Source organism: Amycolatopsis sp. w19, from assembly GCF_051373225.1.
GTDB lineage: Bacteria > Actinomycetota > Actinomycetes > Mycobacteriales > Pseudonocardiaceae > Amycolatopsis > Amycolatopsis japonica.
In genome coordinates, this window is sequence record NZ_JBPQFM010000027.1 from 26,436 (window position 1) to 51,607 (window position 25,172).

13 protein-coding genes are annotated in these 25,172 nt (G+C 67.1%); 5 read left to right on the forward strand and 8 right to left on the reverse strand.

All coding sequences use genetic code 11. From position 1 onward, the window contains the following. Positions 1–4: 4 nt before the first annotated feature. Both ACSMFO_RS35280 and ACSMFO_RS35285 read right to left on the reverse strand, forming a co-directional pair. Positions 5–550, reverse strand: a complete 546-nt coding sequence (locus tag ACSMFO_RS35280; RefSeq protein WP_436461972.1) for a hypothetical protein — start codon at positions 548–550, stop codon at positions 5–7. Between the two features lie 14 nt (positions 551–564). After that, positions 565–10,119 (reverse strand): RHS repeat-associated core domain-containing protein, encoded by a 9,555-nt coding sequence (locus ACSMFO_RS35285; protein WP_436461973.1) that lies wholly within the window; start codon positions 10,117–10,119, stop codon positions 565–567. Positions 10,120–10,559: 440 nt separating this feature from the next. Here ACSMFO_RS35285 and ACSMFO_RS35290 point away from each other — a divergent pair, with 440 nt between their 5' ends. After that, positions 10,560–13,550 (forward strand): PQQ-dependent sugar dehydrogenase, encoded by a 2,991-nt coding sequence (locus tag ACSMFO_RS35290; RefSeq protein ID WP_436461974.1) that lies wholly within the window; start codon positions 10,560–10,562, stop codon positions 13,548–13,550. Positions 13,551–13,602: 52 nt separating this feature from the next. Here ACSMFO_RS35290 and ACSMFO_RS35295 read toward each other — a convergent pair whose 3' ends face one another. The 5 genes from ACSMFO_RS35295 to ACSMFO_RS35315 all read right to left on the reverse strand — a co-directional run bounded on the left by ACSMFO_RS35295 (position 13,603) and on the right by ACSMFO_RS35315 (position 19,149). Further along, positions 13,603–14,409 carry an ABC transporter permease gene (locus tag ACSMFO_RS35295; RefSeq protein WP_038518826.1) on the reverse strand — a complete coding sequence of 269 codons (807 nt, stop codon included), beginning with the start codon at positions 14,407–14,409 and terminating at the stop codon, positions 13,603–13,605. A 9-nt stretch (positions 14,410–14,418) separates the two neighbouring features. Continuing rightward, positions 14,419–15,303 (reverse strand): ABC transporter permease, encoded by an 885-nt coding sequence (locus tag ACSMFO_RS35300; protein WP_038518829.1) that lies wholly within the window; start codon positions 15,301–15,303, stop codon positions 14,419–14,421. A 76-nt stretch (positions 15,304–15,379) separates the two neighbouring features. Continuing rightward, a complete protein-coding gene (locus tag ACSMFO_RS35305; protein WP_073847580.1) occupies positions 15,380–16,585 on the reverse strand; it encodes an ABC transporter substrate-binding protein in 1,206 nt (401 codons plus the stop codon). 27 nt (positions 16,586–16,612) lie between these two features. Beyond that, positions 16,613–17,707, reverse strand: a complete 1,095-nt coding sequence (locus ACSMFO_RS35310; protein ID WP_436461997.1) for an ABC transporter ATP-binding protein — start codon at positions 17,705–17,707, stop codon at positions 16,613–16,615. A gap of 20 nt (positions 17,708–17,727) precedes the next feature. Then, entirely contained in the window at positions 17,728–19,149 is a 1,422-nt protein-coding gene (locus tag ACSMFO_RS35315) for a gamma-aminobutyraldehyde dehydrogenase (RefSeq protein WP_436461975.1), read from the reverse strand. Between the two features lie 158 nt (positions 19,150–19,307). On the opposite strand from ACSMFO_RS35315, the gene ACSMFO_RS35320 reads away from it, so the two are divergent. Together ACSMFO_RS35320 and ACSMFO_RS35325 are read left to right on the forward strand one after the other, a co-directional pair. Continuing rightward, positions 19,308–20,051 (forward strand): FadR/GntR family transcriptional regulator, encoded by a 744-nt coding sequence (locus tag ACSMFO_RS35320; protein ID WP_038518834.1) that lies wholly within the window; start codon positions 19,308–19,310, stop codon positions 20,049–20,051. A 32-nt stretch (positions 20,052–20,083) separates the two neighbouring features. Beyond that, positions 20,084–20,818, forward strand: a complete 735-nt coding sequence (locus tag ACSMFO_RS35325) for a PDC sensor domain-containing protein (RefSeq protein WP_436461976.1) — start codon at positions 20,084–20,086, stop codon at positions 20,816–20,818. Here ACSMFO_RS35325 and ACSMFO_RS35330 read toward each other — a convergent pair. Further along, positions 20,802–22,271: a PucR family transcriptional regulator gene (locus ACSMFO_RS35330; protein ID WP_436461977.1), complete on the reverse strand. Its 1,470-nt coding sequence runs from the start codon at positions 22,269–22,271 to the stop codon at positions 20,802–20,804. The two genes, ACSMFO_RS35325 and ACSMFO_RS35330, sit on opposite strands and share 17 nt — an antisense overlap. Before the next feature lie 110 nt (positions 22,272–22,381). On the opposite strand from ACSMFO_RS35330, the gene gabT reads away from it, so the two are divergent. Further along, positions 22,382–23,713 carry a 4-aminobutyrate--2-oxoglutarate transaminase gene (gabT, locus tag ACSMFO_RS35335; protein WP_436461978.1) on the forward strand — a complete coding sequence of 444 codons (1,332 nt, stop codon included), beginning with the start codon at positions 22,382–22,384 and terminating at the stop codon, positions 23,711–23,713. After that, on the forward strand, positions 23,710–25,140 hold the full coding sequence (locus ACSMFO_RS35340; RefSeq protein ID WP_360125961.1) for an aldehyde dehydrogenase family protein: 1,431 nt from the start codon (positions 23,710–23,712) through the stop codon (positions 25,138–25,140). Before gabT ends, ACSMFO_RS35340 begins: the two co-directional genes overlap by 4 nt. The last annotated feature ends 32 nt before the right edge of the window (positions 25,141–25,172 follow it).

The following is a 25,172-nucleotide window of genomic DNA, read 5'->3' on the forward strand; positions in this document are numbered from 1 at the left end:
GCCGTCACCTTGCTCGCGATAGAATAGCCATCAGCCGCTCGCGACCGATCTCGCGGTTCAGGTTCCTCAAGCCTTCGATCTCGCCCTGCTCGATCCCCTTCCTCAGAGAGACACCAGCCTCTCTGCTTTGACCTTCACCCTCCTGCACAAAGTACTCGGCGCCAGCAAGGTTCTGATCCAACTGCCCCATCGCGGTCAGGCCGATATGTGCGCACTCGAGAGCCGAGTCGACACCACCCCCGGCGCGACTGAGCACCGCATATCTGAGACTGAGAACTGAATAGAAACAATAAATCTCAGCCACATCGACAACCTCATCAGCGGATGAAATCTCCGGAAATTCGTCCAGCAGATTAAGATGTTCATTGAATAGCTCTTGCGAAGCGTCGAAATCCCAAAGATCATCCAAGATCCGCAAAAAAAGCTCGACATCTTCCACGCGCGAGCGATCTTCGCCACGAATTCCCGTAAAGATCTGCGACATCCGTTCGGCACAACCTGCCACGAAGGCATTCACTTGAGATCGCGATTGACCTTGGAGTGCCGCCACGACCTCAGTATCGACTACCACTCAAAGCTCCTCTGACGAGTTGTGGTGACACCGTTGCCTGGGTACACCTGCCCCATCATCCTACCGCCGGTGCCTCGAATCAGAGGACCACAGGTGCCTCGGCAAACGTTCCTTGAGGTACCGCCTGCAGCGGGGGTCCACCCCATTTCGTTGATGAACAGCAGTGCGTTCTGTTCGGCGTGGGTGCCGGGAATGTTATCCGCGACGATCTCGCTCCGATTGACAGCCGACATCTGAGCGGGCGTCAAACCATCTCCGGAACCCGCCACGACGTTGACCCGGCCATGTGGAGTGTTCGCCTGCACTACCGCAACGGTGCTGACCCTGTTTCTGATGAACTCGTTGGGCTCCGCTTCATGGATTTCGCTCGCTCTGCCAGAAAGGTCGCAGTTGTGCGTGAGAACCGGCGTCTGACCTGCGACAACGAAGTACGTGTGGTCGGTGTCGACGGTCAGGTTGTAGACCCGCCGCACCTCCGACCACGACCGCGTCCCCGTGACAGTGGCGTCCCGATGATCCCCGGTCTCCAACCGATACCCGGACTTCAGATCAACAGCGTGAGACCACCGCTTCTCCGATTCCACCCAGAACGGATGCTCATCCGTCGCCACCACAGACCCACGATCAGCACCGCTCGCGACACCGACCTCGACCAGAGTCCGCTTACTCGCATGCGAACGGGCATCCGTCACCACCCGAACCGCAGTACGCCCCGTCGTCGGATCCTTCGCCAGGACCTTGTCCCCGACCCTCACATCCTTGATCGGCTTACGAGACCCGTCACCCATCACCACCAGCGTGTTCGGATCAAAACTGTTCTTCGACACACAGCTCGTAGCCGAACCGCTCGACGACTCGTCGTGATGCTTACCCCGGCTCTTGTTCCGCCCAGCCAAACCACCCAGAGCGGACAAAAGATCATCAGGAGAAGCCCCCGACTGAGCAACCTCCGACACCGCCGTCACAGTCTCCGCGACGTTCTGGACGACGTTCCCGTCCCCCACCACCTGCTTCTTGAAGAAATCGAAAACCCGACCCGAATCCTGCACATCCGCCTTGAACGCCTGCACCACCCGAGCCGGCGTCAACGGCGACGACGACACCAGATCCGTCCCCTTGAACACCGGCTTCAAAGCCGCCTTCAACGTCGGAATCGGATTCCGCTTCGCCGTCCGCTCCGCGGCACCCCGCGCTGCGGCCGCGGCCGCCTTCTTCTTCGCCAGGATCGCCGCGGCCCGCCGAGCCGCGGCCGCAGCGGCGGCGGCAGCCGCCTTACGAGCAGCCGCAACAGCAGAAGCCTTCCGAGCAGCAGCCGACGCAGCATCATCAACACCCCGGCGAGCGGCGCCGGCGACATCATCGCCATAGCGACGGCCGAGGCCGATCGCGTCGTCGGCGTGGCGGCCCGCCCGCCGGCCGTTGCCGATGAAGTCGCCCGCCTTTCGAGCCCACTTCGCCGCGGTCGCGGCGTTGCCACCGAACGGGATCGCGCCCGCCGCCGACCAGGCGGCGTTCTCCCAGTCACCTTCAGCGGCGTAGATCGCGGCGTTCGCGAGGTCGGCGATCTCGCCGATGCCGGGGATCATGCCCGCCACGTCCAGGGCGGTGTGCACGATCGTGCCCGCCTTGTCCCACAGGTCACTGAACCAGCCGTGGCCGTCCGGGTCGAAGTAGTTCAGCGGCGAACCCAGCACATACGAATACCGGTTCGCGCTGATCGACGGCGAGAACGGGAGCTCGATGCTGTCGCGTGAAGCGAACGTGCCGGAACCCGGCAGGTACCACCGCGCCCCCATGTTGACGTTCCCGTTGTCGGGATCCGTCCAGTCGCCCTGGAAACCGACCGTCCGCGAGGCACCGGTCGACGCGATCCGCTTGCCGTACGGGTCGTACGCCGTCGAGTCGACGACGCCACCCGACGCGGGCGCCAGCGCGCCGACGACGTCGCCGTGCCGGTCGGAAAGCGTGAGCCGGGAATCGGCTCCCTGCGAGAGCGACACCAAAGAGCCATCCGGACCGCGGCCGAAGCGCGAGACGCCGTCGCTGACAGTGTCCCGTTCCATGCCCGCGTACGAGAACTTCTGTCCGCCTCGGGTGGCGAGCCGGTCGAAGTCGTCGTAGGTGTACTCGGTCGTGCCGAACTTGACCAGCCTGTCGAAGGCGTCGAAGGAGTACTTCTCCTCCATGCCGGACGACGTGCGTGAACTCAGCGAACCGCGCGGCGAGTAGGCGTAGGTGTAGTCGCCGTCGGCGAGGACACGGTTCCGCTCGTCGTAGGTCGCGTTCTTGTCACCCGCCTTGACTCGGTTGCCCGAGTCGTCCCAGCCGTACTCGGTCGACTTACCCGACGGGTCCGTCCAGGAGAGCATCCGGCCCTGGAAGTCGTACGAGTAGCTGTTTTGACCGGAGCCGGCCAACCCCGCGGTCGTCTTCGTCTTGACCCGGTCGTTCGGGTCGTAGGTGTAGGCGATCGACGATAGGACCGTGCCGTTCGCTTCCTTCAGGACATCGGACTTCGGCCGTGCGAGGTTGTCGTAGTCGTAGGTCCGGACGCGACCGGCGCCGTAGTCGATCGTCTTGACCTTGCCTGCTTCGTTGTAGCCGTAGGTCAGTTTGCCGCCGGTCGCGCCGTCGGTCACGGAGTCCAGACGGCCCTTGAGGTAGCCGTAACCGGTGGTGCCGGCGGCGTCCTTCCGGGTGATGACGCGCCCGGCGTTGTCGTACTCGAAGGATGACGCGCCGGAGGTACCGGTCGCGGTCAGCAGACCACCGCGGTCGTTGTAGGTGTACGCGTTACTTCCTGCCACCCGCACACGGCCGTCGGCGTCATAGGTCCGCGCCTTGCCGGTGGTCTGCGTCTCGGCGCCCGAGCCGGTCTCCGTGAGCATCCGGTTCAGCGCGTCGAACGTCCGGTCGCGGTTCACGTTTCCGGGCGCGGTCAGCCGGGTCGCGTTGCCCGTGGCGTCGTAGGACTGCGTCCAGGTCCGGTCGGCCGGCGCGGGATGTGCGGCGGTGGACGGCTCGACCACCGACTCCGGCAGGTTCAGGCTGTTGTAGGTGAAGACGGTCTTGTTGGATCGGCCGTCGGTGAACCTGGTGCGGTTTCCGGCCGCGTCGTAGCCGAATGACGTCGTGATCGTCTTCCCGTCCGCGACGGGCTCGATCTGGCTGGACAGCCGGTTCGCCGCGTCGTAGCTGAACGTGGTGACCCGCTTTTCCCAGTCCTCCGACGTCCGCATGTTGCCGGCGGGGTCGTAGGTGAACTTGCGCTCCCGCAACAGCGGCTGCGAGCCGGTCCACTGGCCGTCGACGTCGAACTCGGAGATCACGCGCCCGGCCAGGTCGTAGTTGAGCCGTTTCGTGGCGCCCGCGCCGTCGCTCGCCCGGACCAGCCTGCCCTGCCGGTCATAGCCCCGCTTGGTGGTGACCCCGGCCGGGTCGACCGCGGTGATCAGCTGGTTCAGCTTGTCGTAGGTGTTCAGGCTCTTCTCGCCGGCCGGATTCTCGACCGCCACCACGTTGCCCGCGTCGTCGTGCCGGTACTTCGTGGTGTACGCGGCAGGCGTCGGGAACCGCTCCACCGCGGTCGACGTGGCCTTGCGGCCCAGTTCGTCATAGGTCGCTTCGACCCGGGCACCCGTCGGCGAAGTCGCGGACAGGGGCAGGCCGGTCATCGTGTACGAGTACTTCCAGACACCGGCGGCCGTGCCGTTGTCCTGCGGGTCGTGCCGCTCAAGCAGCCTTCCCAGCTGGTCGTACCGCAGTTCGGTCGCGTGCTGCCGGGCGTCGATCTGCTTGATCACGCGCCCCACGGCGTCGTACCGGATCTCCTTGGTCGGTGTGATCGGCGCCGTGGCGCCGGGCGGCGTGTACGACGGCAGGCTCGCCTTCACCAGCTGCCCGAGTTTGTCGTACTCGGCCGTGGTGACGCGACCGAGCGGGTCCTTCGTGTGCGTGACCGAACCGAAGGTGTCGTAGCCGGTGATCATGGTCGCTTGCGCGTCCACCGGCGCGCCGCCGTTCGACTCCGTGCGGACTCGCGGACCGGTGGCCCGGATGGGCCTGGCCAGCTGGTCGTACGCCATCGTCGTCGTGTATTGGGACGACGACTGGCTCCCACGAGGATCGGTGACGGACACCGGCATCCCGCGTTCGTCGTAGTCCCAGCTGGTGATCAGCCGTTCCTGACCATTGTGGACGGTCTGCTTGATTCGCTGGCCGGAGGCGTTGTATTCGAATTCGGTGACCTCAAGGGTGTTCACCTGTCCGCCACCGGTGTTCGAGGGATTACCGGACTTCTCGGTGCGGATCACATTGCCGCTGCGGTCGTAGGTGAACCTCGTGCTGCGATCGAGTCCGCCGGGGTCTTCGATCGACTGTGTGAGCCTGTTGACCGTGTCGTAGTCGTAGGTCGTGGTCCGGTTTCCGGCCGTGGTCTGCTTGGTCAGGTTCCCGGCGCCGTCGTAGCTGTTGTTCTCCAGCACGAGGTCTCGAACGTAACCGGTGACGGGATCCTTGTAGCCCTCCGCGACGACCTGAGCGACCAGATCGTTGGCGTAGTAGTTGTTCCGCGTCGTACGGCCCATCGCGTCGACGTGCAGGATCTGTCGTCCGGACTCGTCGTACCGGAAGGACTCGAGCACCGTCGGCTTCGAGTTCGCCGGATCGGTATCCCCTTCCCCGTCACCCGGGCGGCCGTCCCCGTCCGCAGGGTCGACCACGCCACCGTGCCAGCCGTGCAGGCGCACCTCGGCGACTTCATTGCGAGCCGTATAGGCGTAGGACTTCTTCACACCGCTCGCGTCGATTTCGAACATCCGGTTGCCGAAGACGTCGAAGCCGTACCGTGTCCCCTTGCCCTCCGGGTTGACGAGGTGCACGAGACGGCCATGATCGTCGTACTCACGAGTGGTGACGCGGGAAGGGTCACCGCCGACGAGGTCCAAAACCTCCTCGCGCTCGATGTTCCCGTCCTTGTCGTAGGACGTGACCGTCCGGGCACGATGCTTGACACCGGTGACGGCGTTCGTGGTCTCAGGCCCTGTCTCGGCCTTCACGCGCGAAAGCGCGTCGTATTCGTAGGTGGTCGTGATGCCGTCGGGGTACGCGTCCACATAGATCGTGGAAGAGGTCCGCCGTCCGGCGGCGTCGTAGACGAATCGAGTCCGCATTCCGGACGCTTGCTGGATCTCACCGAGATCGCCGGTGCTGTAGTACCGGAAGTTCGTGCTCTCCCCCGTCGCGCTCACCGTCGACAGCAACAGGTCGGCCGGAACCGGGACGCCCACGTTGTCGAGCGGCTGCTCGGTACCCGTGGTGTAGCTGTGCACGACCTCGCCGCCGTCGGGCATCTTCTGACTGAGAAGGTCGCCCTTGGCGTTGTAGAGATACGTGGTCAGATACCGGTTGTCCTCGGCGTTCGTGGACCTTCCGTCCCGGCTCCAGACGACCTTGTCGTTACGCGGATCGAGCGGGTTGTCCGGGCTGAAGTGGTAGCCGAAATATTCGGTCTGGCAGCGGCCGGGCATCTGGCAGGCCCGCTTGCTGATGACGTTACCCCGCTGGTCGAATCCGAGCGTGACCTCATTGAGGTTCTCGGAGACGATGGTGTTCTGGTTGCCTTCGTCGTCGTAGTCGTAGGTTCGGATCCCGTAGCCGACTTCCCCCGCGGGCTGCCCGGCCTGGTCTTCCGGACGGACGCCGAGCCCCAGCGGGGTGACCGTCCGCAGAATCCGGCCCCGAACCGGGTCGTAGTCGAAGGTGTGGCTGCGGTTTCCTGGATCGGTGAACTGAACGGTGCGGATCAGATTGTTCTCTTCACCGGTGATCACCGGCACGCCGAGCCGCCAGACCCCGCCGTTGCGGTCGGTGTAGCTCTTCACCCGCTCGCTGACCGTGTCGTATTCCACCTCGGCGGCGATCTTGCCGCTGGGCAGAGTGATCTTGCTGAGCCCTTCGGACGGCTGAGCAGCTTGGAACTGCTCGCGGACCGCGTTGTCCCCTAGAGGTTTGGTGTAGACGGCCACCTCGTCGATCGCCCCGGCGAAGTACCCGTGGTCGTTGCTGGGCTTGGCAGGCCAGTTACCGGAGACGAAGCCGGCGCCCACGTACGTCTTGGTCTGGTTGCCGTGATCGATCACGCCTTGCTTGGTCGCGACCTGGACACCGTCGAGATAGAGCCACTGTGTCGCCAGCGATCCGGAAAGCACCACGTGATGCCACTTGTTGTCGTTGACCACACCGGAAGTGCTCATCGGCGCGGTCGTGCCGTCCGCGAACTGCCCGTAGAGCTTTCCGTTCGTCCCGACGTACAACGCCGGGGTGTAGGCGTTCTGCAGCGAACCCGAGATCTCGTTCTGCTGATAGCCCAGCAGGACACCGGCACCGCTGGTCTTGAACCACAGCCCGACCGAGAGATCCCTGCTCTTCTTGATCGCCCCGTCCGGGAGTTGCAGCACCGAGGTCGACCCGTTGAAGGTCGCCGCGGTGTCGGCCGAACCCGGCACTGCTCCCGCCGCGCCGAGCACGACGTTCTTGTACTTGCCGTTGTCCTTGCCCCGGTTGAGCGCCACCTGGCTGACGGCTGTTTCGCCGTTCTGATCACCCAATCGCCAGTAGCCGTCCGGCGCCGTGTCATTGACGACCGTGCGGAACCTGGACTGATCGGCGTAGTCGTACCGGGTGATGTTCGCCAGGGGGTCTTCGACCTGTCGCAACCGGTTGCCCTCGTAGGAGTACTTCCAGTTCCGGATCTGGCCGTTGACCTCGGTCGCGAACACCTCGGCGACCTTGCGATCCTGGATCAGGAAGACCAATTGCCGCCCGCTGGCCAGATCGAGGGCACGGGTGAGCGCGTCACCCTCCCAGTAGATCCTGACGCCGCGCCCGACGCCGTCGGTGTAACCGGTCAGCTTGCCCGCGGAGTCGAAGCGATACGTGGTCGCCGACTTGTCGGTCAGCGACCAGCCGCCGTCCGGCTCGGATTTGAAACCGGCGAACCTGCCCTGCGGCGGCGCGTAGGTGCCGTCCGGGTTCAGCCCGAACCTCAACTGCTGGCCGTCGGGATAGGTGACGAGGGCGTTCCCCGCGTAGTCCCGGGCCACGCGCATGTCGTACTTCGTCGCCCATCCCGTGCCGAACCAGTGGTCGCGGCGGGGATCCAAGGTGTTGTAGGTCCGGATGACGCTCAGGCCGGGGCCGGCCGTCGGCATCTGGACGTCGATCGCACTGGAGTGGTAGTTGCCGACCATCGGGTCGAAGTCGCGGTCGGTTCCGCTGTGCGGAGTCATGGCCATATGCGAGGTGATCGCCGGCTGCGGGACGGCGCTCAAGATGGCACTGAACGGCAGCGCTTCGCTTTCGCTGTTTCCGTCGAACGCGAACGAGCGCCAGAGGTAGATCTTGTTCCAGAACAACTTCTTGTCCGGAACCGTCCAGGTCGGACTCGCCTGGTGCGCCGAGCTGAAGCAGTTGACCGGGTTGCCGTCCGCGCCCTTTTCGCAAACCTCGAACCGGTACTTCAGAGTGCTGCCCGCGGGCGGGTCGACGTCGATACCGCTCGCCCACAACTGCGGGGTCAGCGTCTGGACCGAGGCGCCGTTGAGCGGGTATTGCTGCTTGATGAACGGCGGCACGTCGTACACGTCGAGGCCGATACGAGCGGGCGCGACCTGGTGATCGGTGAAGTAGTCGCCGGGCTTGCGGAGCATGCTGAAGTCGAGGAGATAGCTGCCCACCCCGATCGCCTTGATCTCCGCGTCGAGCGTGACGGAAGCTCCGCGCGCCACGTCACCGGGAAGCTCGGCCGCGATCTGCGAGCCGAGCGGGTTCCCACTCCGGTCGTAGACGCGGTAACCCAGCGCGAAATCGTTGCGCGGCCAGGCCTGCGCCCCACGGTTCGTCACGGTGATCTTGACCTTGCCCGAGGCCGTACGGGTGACCGGCGGCTCCGGTGTGGCGCGGTCGATGCGGTAGTCGGCGTTGTAAGGCGAGTGAGTCACGTACAGACGCGGGGGGTTGGCCGTGCCGAAGCCGGTGAAGCGCTTCCACGCCGCCGGGTCCGTCGGCGCCTGAAGGGCGAGACCATGGTTCGGAGCGCCGCCCGCCCACTGCTGGACGAGCTCCCGGCCGCCGACGCCCAGGTCGATCAGTTCGTGGGCGGTCGGGCAGTTCGACCTGGTCGCCAAGGGGGCCATGTACCCGTGCGAGAAGACCCCGCCACCCAGCGCACCGCCGATCGGGGGTGTTCCGGAGGAACCCCAGTCCGCGGTGACCGGGTGCACGCTCATCGGACGGGGAGTACAGGAGCCGGACCAGAAGTTGGTCAGCTGCAGCTGCGCGCCGAAGATCCGGTTGTCCTTCAGATCTCCGCCGATGCCGCCGAAGCGCAGGTAGCTCGAAGCGGTCTTGCCGCCGCTGCGGCCGATACGCAACTCGCCGTGGTTGGTGTACCGAGTGCCGTTCTCCACCACTAGGTTGCCGGTGCTGACCGACTCCTTGACCACGGTGGGATCGACCCGCACGGGGTAGACCCTTGCCGGGTCCCGCAGCCACGCGGAGTCGAGTTCCACCCGGAGGATCTGCTTGCCATCACGGCTTCCGAGCCGGTAGGTGACGCCATAGGAGGTCGCGGGTTCACCGCTTTCCTGACGGCTCGAGTCGAGCATGTAACCCAGCGGGACACGCAGGACGACGGCGCCGGCCTGATTGACGAAGACCACCTGACCATCGGCGATCCTCGCCTCGAGTCCCTTCAGATCCAGCGCGAACTCCCAGGCATGGGGAGCGTCGGGATTCTTGAGGACGAACCACTCCTTGGCCGCGCCCGCGGTGAACTCGACCCGCATGTCGGCGTTCGGCAGAACGTCGGGGTACCCGACCGCGTTGCCTTCCGCGTGCCCGGCCGTCGCCCGCGCACCCAGCAGGCTGAAGGCCGCCTCATGCCCGGCGCCGTCGCTCACCCGCATCGAGCCGCTTGTCTGTCCCATGTGGACCTGAAGCTCGTCGCCCGCCTTGCGCCAGCCGCCTGCCTGATCGGGGACGGCGCGGGTGTCGATGGGACCGAATCCGCCCTCGGGCAGTGGGAAGTTCAGCGGGTCTTGGCCGTAGACGGTCGTCTGCGTACCGTCGGGATTGTCGTAAACACTGCTGTGCGTGGTGCGCTGCTGCGGCAGTTCCTTGCTGGCCTGCGCGTCGAAACCACGCACCTGGGCGGCAGGCGGCGGTACGACCGTCGCGCTGCTGCGCTTGTCGGAGGCGGGTTCGGGAAAGGCGATCGGCGGGTACTTCGACTGAAGTGAAGTGGCCGTCGCCCGATTGACCGCGGGAGTGGCGGCGTTGTCGGGGGTCGGACGGTCCGCGACGCCTTCCGCGGATCCCGACTCCTGCTTCGGGGCGTCCGCCACAGCCGACGCACCCGCCTCGTCCGACGACGGAAACCGTTGCGAAGCCGCCGGCCCCAGCGTCGCCACGAGTGCGACGATCAGCAGCAACGCGAGCGTCACCCGGAGTCTTGCGCGCAGGACAGGTCCACGACGGATCCGCTTCATGACTTCCCCCCTTGGGCTGCCCACCCAGGACAGCCCTCGGCTCCTTGAGAGCAGGTCGGCGAGTTGATATTGCTGGGCGACGAGACGTCCGGCAAGGCCTTTTGCCGATTTTGGGCCAAATGGCCGTGGTCGAATGGGCACGCGTGGATGACCGAACAGCGGTCGATCATGAGTTCGATAGTTCGATTAGCGCGTTAGCCGATGATGAGCTAGATCACAAATCTTCGACAGGGGTGGCCGAATCACACTTTCGGCCGAATGACGGCGCTCTGACCAGCCGCTAGCGTCCGGCGTGCTCAAAGTCAAAAACGAGGGCGCTGGGGGCGGAAGGTCGCGTCGCGTTACAGAATGGGCAACTCTGTCGCGCCGACGCGATTTTTTGTGCGTTCGTGAGCACTTTCCGCGCATGGCACTCTCCGTATTCGGAGAAGGAAGGTCCAATGCGGACTCGAAGATCCCTGGTCGTCTCCGCGGCCGCCACGGTGCTGCTCGGCACCGTGGTCACCACGGCACCCCCGGCACAGGCCGCGCCGGCGCTCCCGACGGGGTTCGCTCTGATCGACACACCCACCGGTCAGCAGGCCGGAGATCTCACCGACGCCGCCTACCTCCCGGACGGAAGTGCGCTGACCACCGGCCGCCTGGGATCGGTACAGCTGGTACCGCGAGGTGGTCAGCCGGTACAGATCGCCTCACTTCCGGTGCACACCGCCGGTTCGCTCGGCCTCACCGGCATCGCGGTGGCACCGGACTTCACCACCAGCCGAACGGTCTATACCACTCGGGCACTCGCGACCGGTACGTCCACTCAGGTGTTCCGCCTCAGCAAATGGCGGGCGGAGGGTGTGGGCGCCCCGACGGGACTCACCGACGAGGCCCCGGTCCTGGAGTTCCCGGTCAACGCCGACAGCAAGGGAATCCAGGACGTCGTCGTGGATCCCGGCGGCGACGTCCTCTGGGTCGCTGTCGGGGACAACGCGACAGTTCAGGCTCCGGCCGGTGCGACCAAGGACAATGTGGACAAGTTCGCACTGCGAGCACTGGATCCCGCTCAACCGACAGGCAAGGTGCTTCGCATCGGCACGGACGGCAAAGGCCGGGTGGACAATCCGTTCTACGACCCGGGGGCTCCGGCGTCCTGGCGCAGCCGCAACTACACGAGCGGACTGCGCGATCCCCGGATCGCGGTGGATCCGCGAGGCGGTGTCGTCGTCACCGACATCGGCTGGGCGGCCCGCAGCGAAGCGAATCTCGCCTTCCCCGGCCAGAACTTGAAATGGCCGTGCTGGGAAGGGACCACGCGTGCGCCTGGCTATCGCGACCTCCCGGAGTGCGCGAACGTCGCGAACTCCGCACCGATCAGTGAGGCGACCCAGGGCGCGACGGATACCCTCGTCGGCGGAGTTCCCTACACCGGGACTTCGTATCCCGAGATTTATCGGGGACTTCATTTCGTAGCCAACAAGAGCGGTCACACGCTTTCGACTTTCGCGTTCGACGCCGGGGGCAAGGTCACCCAGGCGATCAACGCGATCGCCTCCGACATCGGCGATCCGGTCGCCGTTCTGACGGCACCGAACGGCGACGTCGTGCTGGCCGACTCCGCATCTTCCAAACTGCGCAGGTTGAGCTACAAGCCGGCGAACAAGGCCCCCTTCGCGGCGTTCACCGGAACCGTGACGCCGGACACGAAGAAGATCTCACTCGACGCGGGAGGGTCGAGCGACCCGGACCTGGACACCCTCGACTACCAATGGACCTTCGGGGACGGCACCACCGGTAGCGGTCAGGTCGTGGAGCACACCTACTCGACCGGCGACGTGGTGACGGTCAGTCTCACGGTGAGCGACGCGCACGGTGCGGTGACGAACGCCAGCCAGACCTTCCTTCCCGGTGAAGCCACACCCACGCTCTCGCTCGCGGCTCCTGACCCGAACACCGTCTTTTCCGGCGGCGAAACTGTCTCCGTGGGTGTTTCTTCGGCCGAGGATCCCATCGATGGACCGCTGGCCGTGAAGTGGCGGGCAGACCGGATGCGCTGTCCTCAGAGCAGCACCTGCGATTACACCACGCTGCGTACCGGCACGGGCCCCACCTTCTCGTTCGCCTTCCCGAACGAGACCGACACCCGTGTCGTGGTCACCGCGACGGCGGAGAACGGCCGAGGCGTCATCACGAGTCAGCGGTACTCCGTCAATCCTCGGACGGCTCGGCTGGCCGTCGCCGGCACCCGCCCGGCGCGGCTCAAGATCGGGGTGAACGAGAGTGCCAACCGGCTGGTGACCGTGAACTCCCCCGTCCAGATCTCCGCTCCCCCCAAATCCCTGGACGCGGCGAACTTCGTCAAATGGCCGGACAACCAGAGCACCGAGCCGGTCCGTCAGGTCCAGATGCCCGTCGCGGGGCTCACCCTCCGCGCGGAGTATCAGACCCCCATCCAGAAGCGCTATGCGGACGAGGCGCCTATCCGGACCTTGATGGGCGCTCCGGTGGGACTGGAACTCATCGAGGGTGACGGCCATTGGCAGCAGTACGCTTCCGGCCGTCTGTATTGGACGGATCAGCACGGCGTCAAAGCAGTCGCCGGGGAGATCCTGACGAAGTACGTCACGCTCGGGGCGCACGCGTTCCTCGGTTCTCCGTCCACGGACGAGCTGGTGGCTCGAGCGAACAACGGTCGCTACAACGACTTCACGGGCGGGCCGACCACGGGTGTCGGCTCGATCTACTGGACCTCGAGCATCGGGGCCATGGCGATCTACGGAGAGATCCGGACGAAGTGGCAGGCGACCAACGGCGAGGCCGGGTCGCTCGGCTTCCCGACCAGCGACCAGCTGACGACACCGGACGGTATCGGCCGCGTCAACCACTTCAACAACAACAACGCCTCGATCTACTGGACCGCGGCGACCGGCGCGCACTACGTCATGGGCCGGATCTGGCAGAAGTGGCGTTCGCTGGGTTGGGAGGTGTTCTTCGGTTACCCAACCACCGACGAAGTGCCCACGCCGGACGGCGTCGGCCGGTACACCCACTTCAGCGGCAACGGCTCGATCTATTGGTCCCCGTCGACGGATGCCTTCGAAGTGCATGGATACATCCGCGACCGCTTCGCGGCGACCGGCTGGCAAACCGGTGTCGGCTACCCGATCACCGACGAGACCTGGACGCCGGGCAGTAAGGGTAAGTACAACCACTTCCGCCAAGGCGGGTTCGATCACTCGATCTACTGGCGGGCGGGGACGAACGTCGCCTGGGAGGTCAAGGGGATGATCCGGCTGCGCTGGCGGGATCTCGGCTGGGAAACATCGTATCTCGGCTTCCCCACCAGCGGTGAGTACAACATCCCGACCGGCAAGCGCAGCGACTTCCAGTACGGCTACATCACCTACAACGGATCGACGGGAGCGATCGAAGACCGTCGTTACTGAGTGAACGTGAAAACGCCGGTGCGGCTTTCGAGCCGCACCGGCGTTTCGCCGTCTACAGCCGTCCGCCCGACGTCGTGTCGCCGGAAAGCCGTTGCGCCAGATAGACCGGCACGGTCGAGGCCAGGATCAGCACCGCCGCCACGACGTTGACGATCGGGGCCTGGTTCGGCCGGAACAGGTTGTTCAGGATCCAGATCGGCAGGGTCTCCAGCCCGGTCCCGAGGGTGAACGTCGTGACGATGATTTCGTCGAACGACAGCGCGAAGGCGAGCAGACCGCCGGCCAGCAGGGCCGACCGCAGCATCGGGAAGGTCACCAGCCGGAACGTCGTGAGCCCGTCGGCGCCGAGGTCCATCGACGCCTCTTCGAGGTTGCCGCCCATCCGCCGCAGGCGGGCGACGACGTTGTTGAACACCACCACGATGCAGAAGGTCGCGTGCGCGACGATCGCGGTGAACAGGCCGAGGTCGATGCCGAGGATCGTGCGGAAGGCGTTGTTCAGCGCGATACCGGTGACGATACCGGGCAGCGCGATCGGCAGGATGATCAGCAGCGACACCTGGTTGCGGCCGAAGAAACGGTACTTCTGCAGTGCGAAGGCCGCCATCGTGCCGAGTATCAGGGCGATCGCGGTCGCCGCGAGTCCTGCTTGGACACTCGTGCCGAGCGCGTTGAGCGCGCCTTCGTTCTCCGCGGCCCGGCTCCACCATTCGAGGGTGAAGCTCGACGGCGGCCAGCCGAAGGTGGTGTCCGCGTTGAAAGAGTTGAGCAGGACCACCAGCAGCGGGAAGTAGATGACGCCGAGGCCGAGCACGAGCGCGGCCAGCAGCAGGTATTTGGTCGTCCGGGAAAGCCGCATCGCGCGCTCCTACAGGTTGTCCAGCGCGCCCGTGCGGCGCACGGCGGCGAGGTAGGCGAGCATGATCACCACGGGCACGGTCGCGACGGTCGCCGCGAACGGCAGGTTGTTGGCCGCGCCGATGTTGTCGTAGACGACGTTGCCCAGCATCTGCGACGTGCCGCCGACGATCTTCACCGCGATGTAGTCGCCCAGCGACAACGAGAACGTGAAGATCGAGCCGGCGACGACGGCCGGGAAGGTCACCGGCAGCACCACCGAGCGGAAGGTCCGGAACGGCCGGGCGCCGAGGTCGCCCGAGGCGTCCACCAAGGAGTTCGGCAGCCGCTCCAGGCCCGCGTAGATCGGCAGGATCATGTACGGCAGCCAGAGATACGACAGTGTGATCACGGTCGCGAGCACGCCGTAGCCGGGGGTGTCGAGGCCGAACGGGTTGAGCAGCCAGTGCAGAACCCCGTTGCCCGACAACATGGTCCGCCACGCGTAGGCCTTCACCAGGTAGCTCGCCCACAGCGGCGTCATGACGGCGATCACCAGCAGCCGCCGTGCCCTGGGTGAGGCGAATTTGGCCATGTAGAACGCCATCGGGAAGGCGATGATCGCGGTGACCACCGTGACCAGCGCGGCGATCCCGACCGTCCGGAGGGTGATCGTGCGATACACCGCGTCGCTGAACAGGGTGACGAAGTTGTTCAGCGACCACTCGGTCACGACCTGGCCGGTGAAGACGTCGGTGCTCCAGAACGCGGTCACGAACAACGCGGCCAGCGCGCCGAGGTAGGCCAGGCCGAGCCACAGCATCGGCGCGGAGAGCAGGATTCCCAGGCGCAGCTTGGGTTTGCGGTACAGGTAGGCGGAGGCTTTCCGCCTCGGTGAATCGAGGGTGGTCGTCATCGTCTCCACCAGGTGTGGGATGGGACCGGGAGCGGCCGGCGTGGGGGCCCACCGGCCGCTCCCGGAGTTCGGGAGGTCAGCCCTTGATCTCGGTCCAGGCGCGGGTCCACTCGCCGTAGTCCTTGCACTTGACGTCGGTGCGGCCGTCGAGGCACTGCGTGATCGGCGTCGTCCAGTACTGGATCTTCGAGGCGTACGCGGCGTCACCGGCGTGGTAGGTCTCGCAGTGCTTCTTGTCCTTGGTTTCGGCGCACGCCTTCGGGTTCGAGGGCGATTCACCGAAGTACTCGGCGACCTGGGCGTTCGCCTTCGGGCTGACGATGTGGTTCAGCCACTTGTAGGAGCACGTCTTGTGCGGCGACTTCGCGCCCACCATCCAGGTGTCCGACCAGCCGGTCGCGCCTTCGGACGGCAGCACGGACTCGACCGGCGCGCCCTCGCTCTTGGTCAGGTTCACCGTCACCTGCCAGGCGGTGCCGACGACGGCGTCGCCGCTCTTGAGCGCCTGGCTTTCCTTCAGGTAGTCCGACCAGTACTCCCCCACCATCGGGCGCTGCTGCTTGAGCAGGTCGACGGCGGCCTGGAACTGCTTGTCGTCCAAGGCGTACGGGTTCTTGATCCCGAGTTCGGGCTTGTGCGTCTGCAGGTACAGCGCGGCGTCGGCGATGTAGATCGGCGAGTCGTAGGCCGAGATCTTGCCCTTGTACGGGCTGTTCGCGTCGAACATGACCGACCACGACGTCGGCGCCGGGGTCACCTTGTCCGTGCGCCAGGTGAGCAGGTTCGCCCCCCAGCCGTGCGGCACGCCGTAGGAGACATTGTTGACACTGTTCCACGGGCGGTTCTTGAGGAAGTCGAAGACGTCGGCGTAGTTCGGGACGAGCGCGGTGTTCACCGGTTCGACGTCGCCGGACGCGATGAGCCGCAGCGAAGCGTCACCGGAGGCGGAGATGACGTCGTACTGTCCGGTCTTCATCAGGCTCACGGCCTCGTCGGAGGTGCCGAACGCCTTGACGTTGACCTTGCAGCCGGTCTCCTTCTCGAAGCCGGTGACCCAGTCGACGGCCGGGTCGTTGGAGCCGTTCTCCGCGTAGCCGGGCCAGGCCAGCACGTTGACCTGGCCTTCCGGCTGGCCGAGCTGCGCGAGCGCGTCGAGCTTCGGCGGGGTGAAACCCTGTCCGCCGGGCGCGGCGGCGGTCGAACTGGATCCGGACGTTCCGCAGGCGGCCACGAGCAGGCCGGCGCCGAGCAGGCCGGCGAGCGCGAGTTTCCTGTTCTTCATTGAACAACCTTTCGGTACAGGGGAGAACTAACCGGCTTCGGGGACGCGGAAGCTGTGTTCGTGCCGCCAGCTCAGGCGGACACGGCCGCCTTCGAAGTCCGCGGGTTCGGCGGTGTTCTGCCGGACCACGGAGAGCTGGCCACCGGCGTCGAGCGTGACCTCGTAGCGCACGGTCGCGCCGGCGTAGACGGTGTCGGTGACGGTGCCGGTGGCGCTGGTCTCGCCGACCTCGGCGGATTTCGAGAGATCGGCGTCGATGCGGATCTTCTCGGGGCGGATGCTGAACACACCGGGTTTGCCGATGATGTTCTCGGCGCCGCCACCGCTGAGCAGGTTCGAGGTGCCGACGAAACCGGCGACGAACGCCGACGCGGGCCGCTCGTAGACCTCGACCGGTGAGCCGACCTGTTCGATGCGGCCGGCGTTGAACACCGCGATGCGGTCGCTCATCGTCAACGCCTCGTCCTGGTCGTGGGTGACGAAGATGAAGGTGATGCCGACCTCGCGCTGGATCTGCTTCAGCTCGGTCTGCATGGTGTGGCGCAGTTTCAGGTCGAGCGCGCCGAGCGGTTCGTCGAGCAGGAGCACCTTCGGCCGGTTGACCAGTGCCCTGGCGAGGGCGACCCGCTGCCGTTGGCCGCCGGAGAGCTGGTCGGGTTTGCGCTCCCCGAACTCACCGAGCCGGACGGTGTCGAGGGCTTCCTTCGCGCGCTGACGGCGCTCCGCGCGAGGGACGCGTTTCACCCGAAGGCCGTACTCGACGTTCTGCCGCACGGTCATGTGCGGGAAGAGCGCGTAGTCCTGGAAGACGGTGTTGACGTCGCGGTCGAAGGGCGCGAGGCGGCTGACGTCGCGGCCGTGGAGTTCGATCGTGCCCGACGTCGGGAGTTCGAAGCCGGCGATCATGCGGAGCACGGTCGTCTTGCCGGAACCGGACGGGCCGAGCATGGAGAAGAACTCGCCGGGCGGGATGTCGAGGTCGACGCCGTCGACCGCGTGGACCTGGCCGAACTCCTTGCGCAGCCCGCGCAGCCTGATGGCCGGAATACCGCCTCCACCCGCGGAAGTGGTAGCAAAGGTCCCTTGCTCCCCCGCGGCGGCGGTGGGCGCTTGATGAGGCATGGCGTGCCTTTCGGTGGTCGTCACAGCGCGCTCATCACGTGCTTGACGCGGGTGTAGTCCTCGAGGCCGTAGAGCGAGAGGTCCTTGCCGTAGCCGGACTTCTTGAAGCCGCCGTGCGGCATTTCGGCGACCAGCGGGATATGCGTGTTGATCCACACGCAGCCGAAATCGAGCTTCCCGGCCAGCCGCATCGCCCGCTGGTGGTCGGTGGTCCACACCGACGAAGCGAGCGCGTACTCGACGCCGTTGGCCGCGGCGAGCGCTTCGGCTTCGGTCTCGAAGCGCTGCACGGTGATGACCGGGCCGAAGATCTCCGTCTGGCTGATCTCGTCGTCTTGACGGACCCCGGAGATCACCGTCGGTTCGTAGAAGTAACCCTCGTCCCCATGCCGCTTGCCTCCACAGTGGACCATCGCGTGCGCGGGCAGCCGGTCGACGAAACCGGCGACCCGATCGAGCTGGGCGGCGTTGTTGAGGGGGCCGTAGGTGACCGATGTGTCGCCGGGTTTGCCGGTGGTGGTCGCCCGCGCCTGCCTGGTGAGAGCCGCGACGAAGGTGTCGTGGACCTCGTCGGCGACCAGGACGCGCGTCGCCGCCGTACAGTCCTGGCCCGCGTTGAAGTAGCCGGCGGCGGCGATACCTTCTGCGGCCGCTTCGATGTCGGCGTCCGCGAAGACGACTACGGGCGCTTTACCGCCGAGTTCGAGGTGTACGCGCTTAACGTCCTTCGCGGCCGAAGCGGCGACTTCGATCCCGGCTCGTACGGAACCGGTGATGGACACCATCGCGGGGATCTCGTGCTCGACGAGCGCCCGCCCGGTTTCGCGGTCGCCGCAGATCACGTTGAGTACGCCGGGTGGCAGGAATTCGGCGCAGATCTCGGCGAAGAGAAGGGTCGACGCGGGCGTCGTGTCGGCCGGTTTGAGGACCACGGTGTTCCCCGCGGCGAGCGCGGGCGCGATCTTCCAGACCGCCATGAGGAGCGGATAGTTCCACGGCGTAACCTGCGCGCACACGCCGATCGGTTCTCGGCGGACGAAAGAGGTATGTCCTTCCATGTACTCGCCCGCCGACCGTCCTTCGAGGACACGCGCGGCCCCCGCGAAGAACCGCAACTGGTCGACGATCATCGGCAGTTCTTCCGCCGCGGTGAGCGCGACCGGCTTGCCGGTGTTCGCCGATTCGACGAGGACGAGGCCGTCCGCGCGGGCCTCGACGGCGTCCGCGATCTTCAGCAGCGCGAGCTGGCGCTGCGCGGGTGTGGTCTCGCGCCAGGTTTCGAAGGCGGCGGCCGCGACCTTGAGCGCGCGGTCGACGTCTTCGGGGCCGGCGACGGCGGCGGTGCAATACGGGCGGCCGGTGACGGGATCGACGACGTCGGCGACCTTGCCCGACGCGGATCCGGTGTACTCACCGCCGATGAAGTGCTTCAACTGCTGCACGAGACCTCCAGGGGCCTGGTGGCGTGAGGTGGTGGCAAAGGTCCCTTGCTCCCTTGTGGGGCGGCGCGGGAGCTAAAACATATAAGTCCATAGGTTAAATGACAAGACGATGGTGCAAGATTGGTTCCATCGGGTAGCGGTACGGGCGAAGGGCCACCATGCGTAAGGGGATGTCGCACAGCGCGCGATCAGCGATGTTCGCTCCGCTCGACCAGATCGGCCGGGCGGAAGCGGTCACCTCGCGGCTGGTCGACGCCATCACGCTCGGGCTGCTGGCCGATTCGGAACAGCTGCCGAGCGAAGCCGAGCTGGCCGCCCAGTTCGGCGTCTCCACCGTGACGGTCCGCGAAGCGCTCGTGGCCTTGCGACAGCAGGGCCTTGTCGAGACGCGACGCGGCCGAGGCGGCGGAAGCTTCGTGAAGACGCCTGCCAACCCTTCGGCCGCTTCGTGGCGAGAGCGCCTTCGCACGGTCTCGCTGTCCGAGCTTCGCGACGTCGGCGATCACTACCTCGCCATCGCGGGCGCGGCGGCCAAACTCGCCGCCGAGCGTAGTTCGCCCGAAGACATCGAGCGGCTCGAGCTGGCGACCGAGGACATCCGCACCGCCACCGGCGCGGAAGCGTCGCGCGCCGAGCGCCAGTTCCATCTCGAAGTCGCCGCGGCCGCCCAATCGCCACGGCTGACCAGGGAAGAAGTGCAGTTGCAGAGCGAGCGGGGCGGGTTGCTCTGGCTGCCGCTCGAACCGCACGGCACCCGCGAGAACGCCTACGCCGAACACCGCGCGATCGCCGCCGCCATCGCACAGGGCGACGGCGAGCTGGCCAGGAAGCTCACCGAGGAGCACATCCTCGAAGCGATAGACCGGCTGGCGGACGTGCATTTAGACCTTCTGGCCCCTTAAGCTGCGACATCCGCGCATCCGAGGTGAGCATCGTGAACGACACACCGTCCGCCGGTTCCGAGGTCGTCGAACAGGTATCCGCCCTGGTCGAAGACGTCTTCGGCCGACTGAAGCCGGTACTGGCCGGCGCCGAGGGGCTCCTGGCCGCATCCGCCGATGCCACCGCGGAAGACCTGACCCGTCTCCGGCCGCAGGTCTTCGAGGTCCTCGGCGGCCTGGTCGTCGGCGCCGGGTTCATCAGCGCGCCGAACGCACTGGCGGATCAGGAATTCGGCTTCGAATGGTGGACCGAGACCGGCGACGCCGAGCCGGTGCAACTGGTCATCGGCCTCGATCCGGACAGCGAGAACTTCCTGGACTACACCAGGCAGTCGTGGTTCACCGTCCCGCGCGACACCGGCCGCCGCCACATCAACGGCCCGTACGTCGACTACCTCTGCACCGACGAATACACGCTGACCTTCACCGTCCCCGTCCAGCGTGACGGGGCCTTCGCGGGCGTCGTCGGCGCGGACATCTACGTGCGCGAGGTCGAGCGCCTGCTGCAGCCGAAGCTGCGCGCCCTCGGCGGCCGTGCGGCGCTGGTCAACGCGCAGGGCAGGGTGATCGTGTCGAACAACGCGCGGCAGGCGACGGGCTCGCTGGTCCGCGAGGTCGACGTCCCGGCGTGGTGGTCCGCCGGCGCGGAGCCGGTCACGACGGAGACCGGCACACACCTGCGGCGCTGCGGGGACTCGCCGATCGCGTTGGTCAGGTCCGAGCGCTGACCTGCAGCGCGAGCCAGAATTCGGCGCGCACGCCAGGGGAATCGAGGTCGCGGCCGGTCAGTTCGGCGACCTTGCGCATGCGGTTGCGCAAGGTGTGCCGGTGGACGCCGAGCCGCGCGGACGCCAGATCCCAGTGACCGTGGTGTTCGAGCCAGCAGGTCAGCGAGGCGACCAGCTCTCCCCTGCCGGTTTCGTCGTGCTGCCGCAGCGGCGCCAGCAAGCTGTCCGAAAACGCTTGCGCCGCTTGGGAATCGACGATCTCCAGGAAGCCGCGTCCGGCGTGTTCGGCGAACCGGACCAGCGGGGACCGCTCGGCCTTCGCCGCTTCCGCCGCCTGTTTCGCCTGCCGCAGCCCGGCCGGAAAGTCCACAGTGGACACGGGTTCGGACAGCCCGGCGTGCAAGCCGCCGATCCGGGAAGCGTGCCGGGTGACCGCCTCCACGTCGCCGAAAGCGAGCACGAACGCGCCGGACTCGCCGAAGAACACCCTCTCCCCCGCCATTTCGGCGTCGAGCGCGTCGGCGAGCGACCGTCGCGCACTCGCGGGTCCGGCGACGGCCAGCACGGACCACGGCGCTTCCGGGACACCACTCCAGAGCGACTTCATCGTCCGCGTGGCGAGCTCGCCCTGCCCCGCGGCGAGCAGGTCGCACAGCCCGGACCTCAGCCGCCGCAAGGCCCCGCTGTGCTCACGGTTCTGTTCCAGGGCAAGGGAAAGCAAGGACACCGCGGTATTGACGATGTGCTGCCCCGCGGCGTCGAGCGGCTCGCGGGTGCCGACGGCGAGCACGCCCCGCGCGCGTGTGTCGAGCGTCTGCAGGACGACCTCGTACTCCCCCAGCACCGTCACCAGCGTGCCCGCGCGCAGCCGCGCGAAGTCGTCCTGGAGTTCGTCGGCGAAGGGCCGCGCGGAAGGCGAAGCCTCGGTGACCGCACCGGACGAATCGAGCAGGAGCACCCAGCCGTCGACCAGCTTCGCCAGTTTCCGCACCACCCCGCCGGGACCGCCTTTGCCGACCGCGGTCCTCGTCAGCTCCTGCTGCCCCTTGCCGGTGCGCACGAGCGAGGCGTACTCGTCCGCGGCGACCGCACGCGAAACCGCGCGGGTGATCGCGATGAACGGCGTCTTCCTCGGCACTTCCAGCACCGGGAGCCCCACCTCTTCGGCGGTGTCCACAAGGGACTGAGGGATGCTTTCGTGGCTGAGGCCGACCCCGAAACCCAGCCCCGCCACACCCGCGTCGACCAGCCGCCGGATGTACTCGGGCGACGTGGTCTCGTCGAGGGCGAGGCCGGTGGTCAGCAGCAGTTCGCCGCCTTCGAGGAAGGCCTGCGGATCGGTCAGTTCGGTGGGATGGACCCAGCCGATCGCCCGGTCGAGCGCCGCCTCGGCCGCACGCACCCGCAGGCCGAGCGGGCGTTCCGCCGCGAGGGCGGCCAGCGTCAGTGCCATGTTGTCCAACTCTACGCCTCGATATCGACAAGATGTCGAGCTGACGACACCCGGCGCGGCTCCCATCCTGGAGGGCGACCACCGTCCCTCGCGTCCGCAGGAGTTTGGCCGTGACCGCCACCACCGCAACGCAGCGCAGGCTGCGCACCGAGATCCCCGGCCCCGCCTCGCGCGCCCTGCAGGAACGACGCGCGGCCGTCGTCGCCGCCGGCGTGAGCTCGGTGCTGCCCGTCTACGTCACCTCGGCCGAAGGCGGCCTGCTCACCGACGCCGACGGCAACGTCCTGATCGACTTCGGTTCCGGTATCGCGGTGACCAACGTCGGCCACGCCGCCCCCGCCGTCGTGGACCGCGTCCGCGAGCAGGCGGGCCGGTTCACGCACACGTGTTTCATGGTCACGCCGTACGAGGGCTACGTCGAGGTGTGCGAAGCACTCGACAAGCTGACGCCGGGTACGCACGAGAAGCGTTCGGTGCTGTTCAACTCCGGCGCCGAAGCCGTCGAGAACGCGGTGAAGATCGCCCGCGCCGCGACCGGCCGTCAGGCGGTCGTCGTGTTCGACCACGCCTACCACGGCCGCACCAACCTGACGATGGCGCTGACCGCGAAGTCCATCCCCTACAAGCACGGTTTCGGCCCGTTCGCGCCCGAGGTCTACCGGGTGCCGGGGTCGTACCCGTACCGCGACGGTCTGTCCGGACCCGAGGCCGCGCGGATCGCCATCGACCGGATCGAGAAGCAGATCGGCGGCGACCAGGTCGCGGCGGTCGTGCTGGAGCCGGTGCAGGGTGAAGGCGGTTTCATCGAGCCCGCCCCGGGTTTCCTTCCCGCGCTTTCCCGCTGGTGCACCGAAAACGGCGTCGTGTTCGTCGCCGACGAGGTGCAGACCGGCTTCTGCCGTACCGGTGAGTGGTTCGCGTCCACGCACGAGGAGGTCGTGCCGGACCTGATCGCCACCGCCAAGGGCATCGCGGGCGGGCTGCCGCTCGCCGCCGTCACCGGCCGCGCGGAACTGCTCGACGCCGTCGGTCCGGGCGGGCTCGGCGGCACCTACGGCGGTAACCCGATCGCGTGCGCCGCGGCGCTCGGCTCGATCGAGATCATGCGGCAGGAGAACCTCGCGGCGTCGGCGAAGCGCATCGAGAACACGGTGCTGCCGCGGCTGCGCGCGCTGGCCGAGGAGACCGGCGTGATCGGCGACGTCCGCGGCCGCGGCGCGATGCTGGCCGCCGAGTTCGTGAAGCCGGGCACCACCGAACCCGACGCCGACCTGACCAAACGCGTCGCGCAGGCCTGCCACCAGGCGGGCGTCGTCGTCCTCACCTGCGGCACCTACGGCAACGTCGTCCGTCTGCTGCCGCCGCTGTCCCTGTCCACCGAACTGCTCGACGAGGGCCTGACGGTCCTGGAGCACGCTGTCCGCACGGAGGCCTCCAAGTGACCACCTTCCCTTACTGGGTAGCCGGAAAGCCGGTCACCAGCGACGAGACCGTCGTCGTCCGTCACTCCTTCGACGGAAGCGAGGCCGGGTCGCACCACGTTCCGTCCACTTCGGACATCGAAGCCGCGGTCCAGGCCGCGCACGACGTCCAGGACGAGTTCGCGACGCTGCCCGCGCACGTCCGGGCGGGCGCGTTGGACCACGTGTCCCGAGTTTTGGGTGAGCGGTCCGAAGAGATCGCACAGCTGATCACCGCCGAGTCCGGCAAGCCGTTGAAGTGGGCTCGCGGCGAGATCGGGCGCGCGGCGTCGACGTTCCGCTGGGCCGCCGAGGAGGCCCGCCGGTTCTCCGGTGACCTGCAGCGGCTCGACACCGACCCCGGCGGCACCGGACGGCTCGCGCTGGTGCGCCGCGTGCCGAAGGGCCCGGTGCTGGGCATCACGCCGTTCAACTTCCCGCTGAACCTGGTGGCGCACAAGGTCGCGCCGGCGATCGCGGTCGGCGCGCCGATCGTGCTCAAGCCCGCGCCCGCGACGCCGCTGACCGCGTTGCTGCTCGGCGAGATCCTCGCCGAGACCCAGCTGCCCGCCGGCAGCTGGTCGATCCTCCCGGTGAGCAACGAGGAATCGGCCAAGCTGGTGGCCGACCCGCGCCTGCCGGTCGTGTCGTTCACCGGTTCCGTGCCGGTGGGCTGGGGGATCCGGGACAGCGTGCCGCGCAAGCACGTCGCGCTCGAACTCGGCGGCAACGCCGCGGTGCTCGTCTGTCCTGATTGGACGGATCTGGACTTCGCGGCGCAGCGGATCGCGACGTTCGCGATGTACCAGGCCGGTCAGTCGTGCATCTCGGTGCAGCGTGTGTACGCGCACGCCGACGTCTACGAAGAGCTTCAGGCGAAGGTGCTGGAGCAGGTGCGCGCGCTGGGGACCGGCGACCCGCGGGCGGACGGCGTGGACGTCGGGCCGCTGATCAACACCGCCGCCGCCTCCCGGGTCGAATCGTGGATCACGGCGGCCGTCGAGGCGGGCGGCGAACTGCTGACCGGCGGCAAGCGTGACGGCGCCACCGTCGAGCCGACGGTGCTCGCGAACGTGCCCGAGGACGCGTCGGTGATGGCCGACGAGGTCTTCGGGCCGGTCGTGTCGATCACCCGGGTGGACTCGGTGGAAGACGGCGTGCGCCGGATCAACGACTCGCGCTTCGGCCTGCAGGCGGGCGTGTTCACGCGTGACCTGCCGACGGCGTTCGACGTGTCCGCGAAGCTGCGGGTCGGGGGCGTGCTCGTCGGCGACGTGCCGAGTTTCCGCGCCGACCAGATGCCCTACGGCGGAGTTAAGGACTCCGGCGTCGGCCGCGAGGGCCCGGCGTCGGCGATGGCGGACTTCACCGAAGAGCGTGTCACCGTCCTGACCGGCCTGACCCTCTGACGCCCCGCATTTCGTCCTCTGGATGCGCTACT